Below are 13,449 nucleotides of genomic sequence, written 5' to 3' on the forward strand. Positions count from 1 at the left end.
GATAAGAGCTAATTCATTTACAAGTGCAATATTTACATCTCTTTGAGTATTCTCTATTACTTTTGCTGCTTCTGCTACTTTTATTGAGCTTGCTTTATGTGTTCCTGCAGTAATAATACTTTTATAAAGGTTATCTACTTCATCAGCAATTTGAGGTGTTGAACCTGCTGTAATTTTAAGAATTTTTGTAACAGTATGCTCTTTATCACCTGGGTTAATTCTCTCAGGAGAATATCCACAGAAGAAGTCTTTATTAAAAGTCATACCTGAAGTAGCTTCTAGTTGTGGTACACATACTTCTTCTGTAACACCTGGATAAACAGTTGATTCATAAATTACAATATCATCTTTTTTAAGTACTTTACCAATCATTTGTGATGATTTTACTAGAGGAGTTAAATCTGGTCTATTTGAAGAATCAATAGGAGTTGGAACTGTTACTATATAAATATTTGCATCTTTAATATCATCTAGTTTACAAGAGTAAGTAATATTATCTTTTACTTCAACTAATTGTTCTTTATTTAATTCTAAAGTTCTATCAAAGTCATTATTTAGCTCTTCTACTCTTGGTTCATTAATATCAAAACCTACTACAGTATATTTTTTTGCAAAGGCTGCTGCTAGTGGCAGACCTACATATCCTAGGCCTATTATACATATTTTTTTATTCATTTAAAACCTTTTAAATTTCTATATTTTTTAATAATTTAGAAAAATCAACTTTTTCTTTAGTACTATTTACAGTATGTGCTAAATCATGAAATTTTGTATGATGTTTTTTACTTCTTAATTCTATGATTGATATATCAGCATTACTATTAGCTCTTGCTTCACTTAACATTGAAGTTGAATCTATTGTAATAAATAATTCACTACATAGTTTTATAAAATCTGGTATTGGATTAATTGTTGGTGTTTCTGAATAAATAAGCTTATAATCAAACTCATATTCACTCAATAAATCTTCAATCTGTTTTGATGTTCTTCTTGATGTAGTAATATATTTTAAGTAACCATCATAGTTTTTAAATATTAAGTTTAAAACATTTTTAATATTCTCAACATCCATTTTAAAAGTACCATTATCTCCACCTAAAATTATTCCAATAGATTTCTCTTTTGATTTAATTATATTCTTAGAAGTTGTATATGATAGATTTAAAGGTACTGCAATGATATTTTCTAATTGAGGTGGGTTATCATGTTTTTGTGCAATAATATAATCAAAATCATCATATCTATAAGATTTTGGAAGCATAAGAGCTATTGATTTTAAGTTATGTGTTTTACTAATAAACTTATTAAAATAATAAGTACTAGAACCTGTACTTACAACTGCATCATAAAATTCATAATTATATTTTTTATAATCTTTAAATAATTCATCAGAATATCTTTCAAATTTGTCTAAAATATATGAAGACAATTTAAATATTTTTAATTTAAATTTAACTTCTAAAATATCATAACTTATATTTTTTATTTTACAAAAGGCAATTGATTGATTTAAATGACCTGGTTTTCCATCACTTATTATTAGTATTCTTTTCATATATCTCTCTATAATGATTTTTGAACCTTTTATGGGGCCAAAACCACTGTTTTTTATCTTCGTGTATTATAGCAGATAATGCATTAGCTTGTAGTTGAGATAACTCTTTTATATCATTTTCTTCATTTTCAGTTTTTATAGGATAAATTGGAGGATAGATTTTCATCTTATATTTATAATCATCTTGATTAAACATTCCAATAGGAACAATAACTGCATTAAATTTTCTTGATAATAAAGATGATGTTGAACTTTGATATGCTTTTTTACCTAAAAATTCGACTTCTGTTCCATCTTTAGAATTAATATTTTGATCTATTATTAAAGAAACTGCTTCCTTTTTCATTAAAGCTTTAACAAGCTTTTTAACAGCACCATTTCTTAAAATTACTTTTGAACCACAAGCTTCTCTTGCTTTTATAATAAAGTCATCTATTTCTTCAAAATTTGATTGTCTCATAACTTGGTGGGTATGCATAATCATTTTATTCATATAAGTACCAGCCATATCCATATTTCCATAATGTGCAGAAATAAAGATTATAGCTTTCTTTTCATTTTTTAGTTTTTCAATAATTTCTTGATTTTCAATAGTAATACTTTTTTTAAGTTCTTCATCTGTAATATCTAGATTTTCAATTAATGATTGTGCCCATAAAAGCATATTAAAATATGAATATTTTTTAATTTCTTCTATCTCATTTTTATTAAGCTTTTCAAAATTTTCATTTTTTCCATCAAATACAAGATTTAAGTTTGCTTCAATTATTCTATTTGTTTTTGATGAGAGTAAGTAAGCTATTTTTGCTAAGCCTCTAAAGAAAGCTCTTCGTAAAGATGTAGGTAGTTTTCTTAAAATAAATACTAAAGCTAAAAAAAGCCTATAAACAAGCTTTTTCATTATAAAATCTCTAGATTAAACTCTTTAGGTAATTCTAATTTTTCAATATTTGAATTAATTAAAAAAGTTTTATTTTCTAACTCTAATTTTAGTGTATTATTCTCTTCATCTAGTATATATTCAATTTTTGGTTTAGATAAATCTTGATTAGTAGTAATATTTAAAGAAATCATAAAAGACAACCATCTCATTACATCAAGAGAGGGAAGGAGTTCTTCATATTCTTGAATATCTTTTTTTGATGGTAGTGACTTCTTTGAAAACTTAATAGTATGAGCAATAATAACTCTTGTTGTATGTAAAAAATCATAAGAAAGACCATTTAGTATAAAATCAAAGGCATTATCATTAGATTTATAAAAGTTAAGTGCTGAACCTATTGAGTAAAGTTTTGAAGCAATTACTAAATAGGTTTTATATTTATCTTCAAGGTTATGAACGGGCTTTAAAACATCAAATATTTTCGAAGCATTATTTCCCATATAAGCACTTTGTTTTGGATCAATTTCAAATCTATCAAGAAGTGATCGTACACTAACATTAAAATTTGAAGGAAATTTGCAGTTTGATGTTCTTAATAAATCACTTAAATAAACACCCTCCCGTACACCAGCTCCTGAAGTAATAACTTCTGATATATGTAGCTCATCTAAAATAGTTTTTAATATAAAAGTACCTTCTTTAATCGTATCAAATCTATCTTTTTTGATACCTAAAGCTTTTAATTCATTATTATCTTCAGCATTTATGATTTGAAGTAAAAAGTCTTCTTCTTTTGAAACTTTATATTTATATCCATGTAAAATATCTAAAGGATATTCATTTCTTTGCATAATTAGTTTTGATACAGATCTAATACTTCCACCAATACCTACTATTACATCTGGTATCTCAATATTTTGTTCAAAAATCTTTTTTAAATTATCTAGAATATATTTTTTTGCACCCTCAATATCATTTTTATTAAAGAAAAGTTCTTTAATTCGAACTGTTCCTATATTTAAAGATATTGATTTGATAATTGTATTATCTTTTACAAAACAAAATTCCGTAGAACCTCCACCAATATCTACAGTAACAAAACTATCATTATGTAGTAAGTTTAAGGCAGCAACTCCACCATAATATGCTTCTTTTTCACCATCTATAATTTTGATACTCAAACCAAAATCTTTTTTGATTCTTGATAAAAAAACTTTTGAATTAGGAGCATCTCTTAAAGCTGACGTTGCAACACAAATTACTTTTCTTGATTTTAGGGATTCAGATATATTTAAAAAAGATTTCATAGATTCATAAGCACGTTGCATAGGTATTTCTTGAAGGTTCCCATTATTTTCATAACAGCCTTCTGAAATTTTAACCCTACTTTTCGTTTCATTTATTAAGTTAAATGCGAATCTACTACTTTTTTGTAGTACAACCATACGCATTGAGTTAGACCCAATATCAATTATAGTTGTAACTTTTGACATATTAAACTTCTTCTTCTGCTAACTGTTTGTATTTAAACTTTAATTCTTCCATTGTTTCTTGATTATCAGGATCTATGATAATACAATCAACTGGACAAACCTCAATACAAGAAGGTTCTTCATAATGACCTACACATTCTGTACATCTATCAGAATCAATTAAATATATTGGATCACCCTCTTCAATTGCATAATTTGGGCACTCTTCTCTACATGCATCACAAGCGATACATTCATCAGTAATAATTAAAGACATTAACACGTTCCTAGTTTAAATTATATATCTTGGAGTTATAACTAATTATTCTTTATAATTTCTTTAATTTGATTGAATTTTTGTTTATTTTCTGCGATAAGTACAATTTTCTCTGTTTTGTATAAAAATAGTTCATTACAAATGTACAATGAAGCAAGAATATCAAACTCTCTTATATTTCCAGCAAACAATACAAAATCATAGTTTTTTGCATCACATAAAGATAATGCAACAGCACCTGGTGATCTAAATTTTAATTTTGCATGTCTTAATTTTGTACAAATTTCAGGAAAAGAATAAGCTCTTTCAAAAATACCTATTTTTTTGTTTTTTGAAACTAATAAACTATCTCTATTTTCTAAAAAATACTCTTTTTTAATATCATCATTAAAAGCTTTATAAGTTAACACACCCGTTACTAAATTACAAACAAAACCAGCAAGTGTGATATTGTCAGAAACTAATGCAACAGATGTTCCATAATAAGGTAAATTTGAAGAGAAATTATCACTACCATCTAGTGGATCAATAATTATGTCAAACTTTTTGTCATTACTTAATTTTCCACACTCTTCTGAGTAAATATTTCCAAAAACTTGTAAGTATTTTATAAATAAATTTTCTGCAAGTAAATCAATATTTAGTGTTTTATCACCACCAAATCCAATTTGTTCTGAATAGTTTAAATCTTCGTATGTAAGGGAGTTATTAATATATAAAAATAGTTCTTTGTTTGCTAATATTACAGCCTTTATAAAAGAGTTTTTATAAAGGTCTGTAATTTGAATATTCATTGAGTTAAGCTAGTGTTTTAATAATTGCTCTAGCAGCATCTCTACCATCTGCTGCAGCAGTAACTGCAAGATGTGCACCTCTTTCACAATCTCCACCTGCATAAACTTTATTATTTGAAGTTTGGAAAGATTTATTAATCTCTATTCCACCCCAAGAATTAGTTTCTACATTTAAATCATTTAAAAATGCTGGTGCTTCAGGAGAGAACCCTAAGGCAAAAATAATGATATCGGCTTCTTCTAAATATTCACTTCCTTCATTTATAACAACTTTTTGTCTTCCTGATGCATCAGGCTCGCTCATTGATGTTGTAAGTAATTCTACACCTAATGCAAGTTCGCCATCAGTCTTAATAGCTTTAGGACTTACATTAAATACAAATTCAACACCCTCTTCTTTTGAATTAACAACTTCTTTTTTAGAGCCAGGCATATTAGTTTCATTACGTCTATAAAGACATTTAACACTACTAGCACCCTCTCTAACTGAAGATCTAACACAATCCATAGCAGTATCACCACCACCAATAACAACAACTCTTTTGTCTTTTACATCAACAAAATTAACATTATTATTACCAAGGTTTCTTTTTTGAATACCTGTTAAGAAATTAATTGCTAAATGAACATTAGATGATTTTTCACCCTCAATTCCTGCATATCTACTAGCTGTTGCTCCAATTCCAATAAAGATAGAATCAAACTCTTCTTCTAACTCTTTTGCAGATTTATCTTTTCCAATTTCACAATTTAAATGAAGTTTCATTCCAGCTTCTAATAGCCAATTAACTCTTCTATCAATTGTTGTTTTATCAAGTTTAAATCCAGGGATTCCATACATTAAAAGTCCACCAGCTCTATCAGCTCGTTCAAACATTTCAACTTGGTAACCTTTTCTTAAAAGAAAAGTTGCTGCAGAAATTCCTGCAGGTCCAGAACCTATAATTGCGATTTTTTCTTCTTTTTTATTATTAGAAAAAGTAGGTTTTAACCCTCTTTCAAATGCTGCTTCTGAAACATGAGTTTCAACTGCACCAATTGATATTGCACCATGCCCAGTATTTAAAGAACAAGCACCTTCACAAAGTACATCTTGAGGACATATTCTTCCTAAGATTTCAGGGAAAGGAGATGTTTCATTTGATAAAGCAAAAGCTAAATCTGGATTTTTTGTCGCAGTTTGCTTAAGCCATGCTGGAATAAAGTTTCCTAAAGGACAACCTGTATGACAATATGGATCTCCACATTGCATACATCTGTCAGCTTGCTCTTTAGCTCTTTGTTTTCCAAATACTTGATATACTTCATCATAATCTTTTAATCTTAAAAGAACATCTCTTTTTTCAGGACTAATTCTTTCAAATTTTGTAAAATTTAACATATTCTAATCTCCCTCATCTGGATCTAATGGTAATACTGTCATATTTTTAGGTTTTACCATCCAGAAGTTTCTAATTTCAGATCTAAAGTTTTGTAATATTCTATCAGCTTCGTAACTTTCAGTTTCATGAAGATAGTCTAGTAATAATCTTTTTAAATAAAGTCTTTCTCTTTCAGTATCATCAGTATCAATTCGAACTGCTTCAATTAACTCTTGATTCATTTTATCAACAAAACCTTTTTCAGGATCATAAACAAAACCAATACCACCAGTCATACCAGCTCCAAAGTTAATTCCTGTGTTTCCTAAAATAACTACGATTCCACCTGTCATATATTCACAAGGGTTATCACCAGTTCCTTCAACAACAGAAATACATCCTGAATTTCTAACTGCAAATCTCTCACCTACAGAAGCTCTAATATATAACTTACCACCAGTAGCACCATATAAACAAGTATTACCACCACCTGCAAAGTTTTGACCTTGATGTCTTGGATTAATGATGATTTTACCACCATTCATTCCTTTACCAACATAATCATTAGCAGCACCATCTAAATGTAAATTCATACCATGAGAAAGGAAAGCACCAAACGATTGTCCAGCAATACCTTTAAGATTAATATTAATAGAGTTTTCAGGTAAACCTTTATCTCCATAGAATCTTGCAATTTCACCTGAAATTAATGCACCAAATGATCTATTTAAGTTAGATATTTCACTATTAACTTTTATTGGAGAATTAGGGTTTTCAATAGTTCTATGAACTTTTTTAAGTAACTCTTTTTCATATTTATTATCATCGAAAGGAGCATTAGTCTCTTTTTGACAAGTATCAATACCATCAATTCTTCTTAAGATATTTTGGAAATCAAATTTCTTTGCAAAATCATCATCAATTACTTTTAATAAATCAGAACGTCCTACAATTTCTTCAATTGTTGAATAACCTAATGATGCAAGAATATTTCTAACATCTTCAGCAATAAATGTAAAGTATGAAATTAATCGCTCAACAGTACCCTCAAAATGATCTCTTAAACTTTCATCTTGAGTTGCAACACCAACAGAACATTTATTAGTATGACAAATTCTTAAAATTTTACATCCAAGTAATGTTAATGCAGCAGTACCAAAGGCATAAGATTCAGCACCAAGCATTGCAGCTTTGATTACATCCATACCAGTTTTTAAACCACCATCAGTTTGTACATGTACAAACTCTCTTAAGTGGTTAGCTTTAAGTGCATTGTGAGCTTCTGAAAGACCCATTTCCCAAGCATTACCAGCATGCTTAAGTGAAGTTAACGGAGCAGCACCTGTTCCACCGTCTCCACCTGAGATAATAATTTTATCAGCATAAGCTTTTGCAACACCTGCTGCAATTGTTCCAACACCAATTGAGGATACAAGTTTAACTGTAATTTTAGCTAATGGATTGATTTGTTTTAAATCAAAAATTAATTGTGCTAAATCTTCAATAGAATAAATATCATGATGTGGTGGTGGTGAAATTAAAGTAACACCTGCTACTGTATGTCTTAAAGTTGCAATTAATGGAGTAACTTTATGACCTGGTAATTGTCCACCTTCACCTGGTTTTGCACCTTGTGCAACTTTAATTTGTAACTCTTCTGCTGATCTTAAATATCCAGGAGTTACCCCAAATCTTCCAGATGCAATTTGTTTAATTTTAGAGTTTTTTAGTGTATTAAATCTTTTTGGATCTTCTCCACCCTCACCTGAGTTTGAAGAACCACCAATTGTATTCATAGCTTGGGCAATTGCTTCATGTGCTTCAGGAGAAATAGAACCACATGACATAGCAGCTGATGCGAATCTTTTAAAGATATCTTCTTTAGATTCAACACTACTTACATCAATAGCTTCTTTATCAGAATTAAATTCAAAGAAATCTCTAATAAACTTTTTATCTCTAGTTTCAACTAACTGTTTTAAACTATCAAAATCAGAAATGTCTTCTTTTTTACTAGCATTTTTATTGTGCATAGCTTTAGTAGTTGCTGGACCATAATCATGGTATTCACCACCATTAGAGTACTTATAGAAACCACCTAAATCAAGTGGGAACATACAATTTTCATCAATGTATGCATTTATATGAGATTTTTCAATTCTTGCTTCAATATCTTCATAAGTTAAACCAGCTAAATCAGTATAAGCACCCTCAAAACAATCTTCTGTAATCTCATCAGATAAACCAATAACATCAAATAATCCAGAGTTTCTATATGAAGCAATTGTACAAATACCCATTTTTGACATGATTTTTAATAAACCAGCATTTACAGATTTTTGTGTATTTTTAAGTAATCTTTGTAATTCATACTTAGATAATTCTTTTCTTTTAAATAATGCAACAGTAGTTGCATACATCATATATGGATAAATTGCAGTTGCACCAAATCCAATTAAAACAGCAGCCATATGAGGATCATAAACCTCTCCCGTTACTGTTACAATTGAAACTGAATGTCTTACTTCTTCTTTTAACAATTGGTGATTTATATATCCAACAGCCATAGCCATTGGAATTAATTTAGCTTTTTCTCCAACTTTTCTATCATCTAAAATAATAACAGAAACTTTTTCTTCTTTTACAGCTTTTACAACTTTAGCTGATAATGCAACTAATGAAGCTTTTAAGTCTGTAGTAAAAGTAGTTGAGAATGTTTTATTTTTATAATATGCATCATATCTTGGAGATTGCGTGTAACCAAAAGAGTGAAGAATATCAAATTTTTCTTTCATTAAAATAGGACTAGTTGTTTTTAATCTTTTTGCAAATTCTGGTTGCTCAGATAAAATATTATGAATCTGACCAAATCCTGTTTCTAAAGACATTACAACTTTTTCTCTATATGGATCAATAGGAGGATTTGTAACTTGTGCAAATTTTTGTTTGAAGAAATCAGTAAAATTTCTATTTACTTCAGAGAAACATGCTAAAGGAGTATCATCACCCATAGAACCAACTGGTTCTTTTCCATCTGTAGCCATTGGCTCAATCATTTGATCAATTGCTTCATAAGTAATATTGAAGTATTTTTGTTTCTTTTCTAAATCATCAAAGATATAATCACTTGTATTTAAGAAAGAATCTTCAATATATTCTTGGATATAATCCATGTCTTCGTTTAACCACTTAGAATAATATTGAGATGATTTTAAGTAATCATTAATATCATCTTCTTTTAATACTTTCCCATGCTTAAGGTCAAGTGCAATCATTTCTCCTGATTGTAATCTACCTCTTTCTAAAATATTATCTTCATCTAAAGATAATGTTCCGTATTCAGATGTAATATATAATTTATCATCTTTTGTAATTACATATTTAGAAGGTCTTAATCCATTTCTATCAATTAAACATCCAATATGTCTACCATCCGTTAAAGAAACAGCAGCAGGTCCATCCCATGCTTCCATTGCAGTTGCAGTATATTCATAGAATGCTCTTAAATCCGCATCCATATGTGGTGCATTTTGCCAAGGTGCAGGAACTAATGAACGTGCAGCTTTAAAGAAGTCAACGCCATTTGCTAACATAAATTCAAACATATTATCTAAAGAAGCAGAATCAGATGAACCTACTTGCAAGATTGGTAATAATCGTTTAATTTCTGCATCTGAGAAAATTTCTGATTTTAATTGTTCAGATTTAATTTCTACATTAAATCTATTTGCTTCAACAGAGTTGATTTCACCATTATGAGCAATTGCTCTAAACGGTTGTGCTAATTTCCATTGAGGTAGAGTATTTGTTGAGAATCTTTGGTGAAATAGTGAGAAAGAAATTTTAAAATCTTCATCTCTTAAGTCAACATAAAAATGCTTAATATGCGTAGGCATAATAAGACCTTTGTAAGCGATTACTTTAGATGAAAAAGTTGGAATATAAAAATCTTTTTTATCTATTAATTTATGCTCACACTCTTTTCTTGTTAAGTAAAGCATTGCATCAAATCTTTTTGATGACATTAAAGTATTAGGTACTACAAATACTTGAATAATATTTGGTAGAGAAGCTAGTGCTTGTGCCCCTAATGCATCCGTATCTACAGGAACTGTTCTTCTTAATACAACTTTTAAGTCATTGTTTTCACAAAACTCTTCAAATGTATCAATATCAGATAAGTCTTTAGCAAAAATCATAGCAATACCATAAGTTTCAGGTAAATCAACACCCTCTTTAGTTGCTACTTTTCTCATAAAATATTCTGGAATAGATAATAATAAACCAGAACCATCTCCAGTTTTACCATCCGCTGCTACTGCACCTCTGTGCATCATTCTTTCTAGTGAAGTTATTGCATCTTCTAAATTCTTATGGCTTTGTCTATTCTGCATATCAGCAACAAGACCAAACCCACAGTTATCTTTAAAAGAAGTTAGTAAGTCTAAATTACAACCCATCTTTTTCCTTTATGTTAAATCTTTATATATTCCATAGTAAAGTGCAATAATATACTTTAAATTTCTTTAAAATATGGTTAAAATCAATTGATATTAAAAGTGTTAAAAAAGTTCACAAATGCAACTGTAGTGCAATTTATATGAAACTAATAGCTAAGTTATTAGTACTACTTTATAGAATACTTTTTATACTACTTTTATTCAAGTCTTATAATTTTCTTTAACTATTAAATTAACTTAATAAGTATATATTTTCTTTATGTAAAAAAACTTTTATAATTTGCATAAAAATACATAATAGATACATAACTTTAGACTATAATTTTTTCATATCAAAAATTAAGGAGATATAATTATGAAAAAATTACTATTAGGAACTATCGCAGCAGCAGTGGTAGCAAGTTCATCAATGGCAGCAGATTACACGTTAAAGTTTTCTCACGTTGTAAGTGCAAACACACCAAAAGGTAAAGCAGCAGATTTCTTTGAAAAAAGATTAGAAGAGTTATCAGCAGGGAAGATTGACGTTCAAGTTTATCCATCATCTCAGTTATATAAAGATAACGCTGTTTTAAAAGCAATTAGATTAAATTCAGTTCAAATGGCAGCTCCATCATTTTCTAAATTTGGTAAAATTGTACCTAACTTAGCATTATTTGACTTACCATTTTTATTCAAAGATATTGACCACTTACATAGAGTACAAGATGGAGAAGTTGGACAAGCATTAAAAGATAAAGTTGCAGCTAAAGGTATTATTGCATTAAACTTCTGGGATAATGGTTTTAAACAATTATCAACTAATAAAGAACCTTTATTAACTCCAAAAGATGCACAAGGTCAAAAATTCAGAATTATGTCTTCAAAAGTATTAGAAGCTCAATTCCACGCAGTTGGAGCAAATCCACAAATGATGCCTTTCTCTGAAGTATATTCAGGCTTACAACAAGGTGTAATTGATGGTCAAGAAAATACAAACTCTAATATCTTTACTAAAAAATTCCACGAAGTTCAAAAACATATGACTATTACTAACCATGGATACTTAGGTTACTTAGTAGTAATGTCTAAAAAATTCTGGAATAGCTTACCAGCTGATTTACAAGCAAATGTAACTCAAGCTATGAATGAAGCTACAGAAAAAGAAAGAGAATATGCACAAGAATTAAATGATTCTCAATTAGCACAAATCAAAGCATATGCAGATAAAACTGGTAATTTAACAATTCATAATTTAACTGCTGAGCAAAAAGATGCTTGGAGAAATGCTGTAAGTAAGATTTACCCAGAGTTCTATTCTGATAAAACAATCGGAAAAGATTTAATTGAGAAAACAATAGCGACTAAATAATCATGATTAGGATTATAAGTAAAATTATAGGCTATATAAATCAATCAATAGCAGCCATCGGTATAACAGCCGGTGTTGCTGTTGCTTTTACTAATGTTGTTGCAAGATATGCTTTTGACGCGTCATTAGTATGGGCAACTGAGCTTACAATCTTTTTATTCCTTTGGAGTGCCTTCTTCGGTGCTGCATATTGTTTTAAAAAAGATGCTCATATTGCAGTAACTGTTGTATTAGATTTAATGCCTTCAAAAATAGCAAAAGTTATGCTTTTAATGTCACATACAGTGACAATTACATTTTTATTAGCAATTGCATATTATGGATATGAATATCTATTCCTTTTAATTGAACTTGATGAGAGATCAATTGATTTATGGGATATGCCAATGTGGATTGTGTATTTAGTAATTCCAATCTCTTTCTTTTTCGCAGCATTTAGAGTTGGTGAAAAGATAGTTCAGATTGTGAAAACTCCACATGAAGAAGTTGTTGCTGAAAGTGAAGCAGAACAAGTTTTAGCTGGTATGGGTGTTGGTGCAAAAAATAAAGATAATAAGCACGTAGAAAACTTAAATAATATAGTTAAAGAAGTTGAAAAGAAAACAGGAGGAATGTTATGAGTATAGCTGTACTATTTGGATTATTTTTCTTCCTTGTTATTTTAGGTGCTCCAATTGCGATATGTCTTGGTGCTGCTACATTTGCATCATTTATGATATTTACAGATCAAGATCCAATTATGATTGCATCTTTATTATTTGAAAAGATTGAACATTATTCATTAATGGCAATTCCAATGTTTATTTTAGCTGGAAACTTACTTTCAAAAGGAAGTGCCGCTAATAGAATTATTGAGTTTGCAAAATCAATCGTAGGACACCTTCCAGGTGGTTTACCAATTTCTGCAATTTTTGCATCTATTATTTTTGCAGCAGTTTCAGGAAGTTCACCAGCAACTGTTGTTGCAATTGGTTCTATTATGTTTGGAGCAATTATAAATGCTGGGTATCCTAAGAAATATGCCGTTGGTACAATTGCAACTGCAGGTTCTTTAGGTATTTTAATTCCACCTTCAATTGTTTTAATTGTATATGGAGTTACAGCTGAAGTTTCTATTGGTAGATTATTTATGGCAGGTGTTGTTCCAGGTATTTTACTTGGTGTTATGATGATGGTTGTTACATATATTGGAGCTGTTAGACTTGGATTTAAAAGAACTGAGCCTGCACCATTTAGAGAAAGACTTTCAAAAATGAAAGATGCATCATGGGGCCTTATGACAATTGTTATTGTTAT

11 protein-coding genes are annotated in these 13,449 nt (G+C 29.3%); 3 read left to right on the forward strand and 8 right to left on the reverse strand.

The window, feature by feature from the left end:
• The 8 genes from GBG18_RS13750 to gltB all read right to left on the reverse strand — a co-directional run.
• The coding region (locus GBG18_RS13750; RefSeq protein WP_152191969.1) for a nucleotide sugar dehydrogenase at positions 1-675 on the reverse strand (675 nt) is incomplete at its 3' end.
• A 10-nt stretch (positions 676-685) separates the two neighbouring features.
• Positions 686-1,555, reverse strand: coding sequence for an ELM1/GtrOC1 family putative glycosyltransferase (locus GBG18_RS13755; protein WP_152191971.1), 870 nt, complete (start codon positions 1,553-1,555; stop codon positions 686-688).
• Positions 1,530-2,456: an LpxL/LpxP family acyltransferase gene (locus GBG18_RS13760; RefSeq protein WP_152191973.1), complete on the reverse strand. Its 927-nt coding sequence runs from the start codon at positions 2,454-2,456 to the stop codon at positions 1,530-1,532. The genes GBG18_RS13755 and GBG18_RS13760 overlap by 26 nt, the downstream gene beginning before the upstream one ends.
• Positions 2,456-3,931 carry a Ppx/GppA phosphatase family protein gene (locus GBG18_RS13765; RefSeq protein ID WP_152191975.1) on the reverse strand — a complete coding sequence of 492 codons (1,476 nt, stop codon included), beginning with the start codon at positions 3,929-3,931 and terminating at the stop codon, positions 2,456-2,458. The genes GBG18_RS13760 and GBG18_RS13765 overlap by 1 nt, the downstream gene beginning before the upstream one ends.
• Position 3,932: 1 nt before the next feature.
• Entirely contained in the window at positions 3,933-4,187 is a 255-nt protein-coding gene (locus tag GBG18_RS13770) for a YfhL family 4Fe-4S dicluster ferredoxin (protein WP_152191976.1), read from the reverse strand.
• A gap of 41 nt (positions 4,188-4,228) precedes the next feature.
• Entirely contained in the window at positions 4,229-4,981 is a 753-nt protein-coding gene (locus GBG18_RS13775; protein ID WP_193311158.1) for an inositol monophosphatase family protein, read from the reverse strand.
• Positions 4,982-4,985: 4 nt separating this feature from the next.
• Positions 4,986-6,362, reverse strand: coding sequence for a glutamate synthase subunit beta (locus GBG18_RS13780; RefSeq protein ID WP_152191978.1), 1,377 nt, complete (start codon positions 6,360-6,362; stop codon positions 4,986-4,988).
• A 3-nt stretch (positions 6,363-6,365) separates the two neighbouring features.
• Positions 6,366-10,802: a glutamate synthase large subunit gene (gltB, locus tag GBG18_RS13785; protein ID WP_152191979.1), complete on the reverse strand. Its 4,437-nt coding sequence runs from the start codon at positions 10,800-10,802 to the stop codon at positions 6,366-6,368.
• A 355-nt stretch (positions 10,803-11,157) separates the two neighbouring features.
• Here gltB and GBG18_RS13790 point away from each other — a divergent pair, with 355 nt between their 5' ends.
• From GBG18_RS13790 to GBG18_RS13800, 3 genes are all read left to right on the forward strand, one after another.
• Positions 11,158-12,153, forward strand: a complete 996-nt coding sequence (locus tag GBG18_RS13790; RefSeq protein WP_152191981.1) for a TRAP transporter substrate-binding protein — start codon at positions 11,158-11,160, stop codon at positions 12,151-12,153.
• 2 nt (positions 12,154-12,155) lie between these two features.
• Positions 12,156-12,773, forward strand: coding sequence for a TRAP transporter small permease (locus GBG18_RS13795; protein ID WP_152191983.1), 618 nt, complete (start codon positions 12,156-12,158; stop codon positions 12,771-12,773).
• A partial coding sequence (locus GBG18_RS13800) for a TRAP transporter large permease (RefSeq protein WP_152191984.1) occupies positions 12,770-13,449 on the forward strand: 680 nt, incomplete at its 3' end. The genes GBG18_RS13795 and GBG18_RS13800, both read left to right, overlap by 4 nt.

Origin of the sequence: Poseidonibacter ostreae, assembly GCF_009208075.1 — a bacterium.
In the GTDB taxonomy this organism is placed as follows: Bacteria; Campylobacterota; Campylobacteria; order Campylobacterales; family Arcobacteraceae; genus Poseidonibacter; species Poseidonibacter ostreae.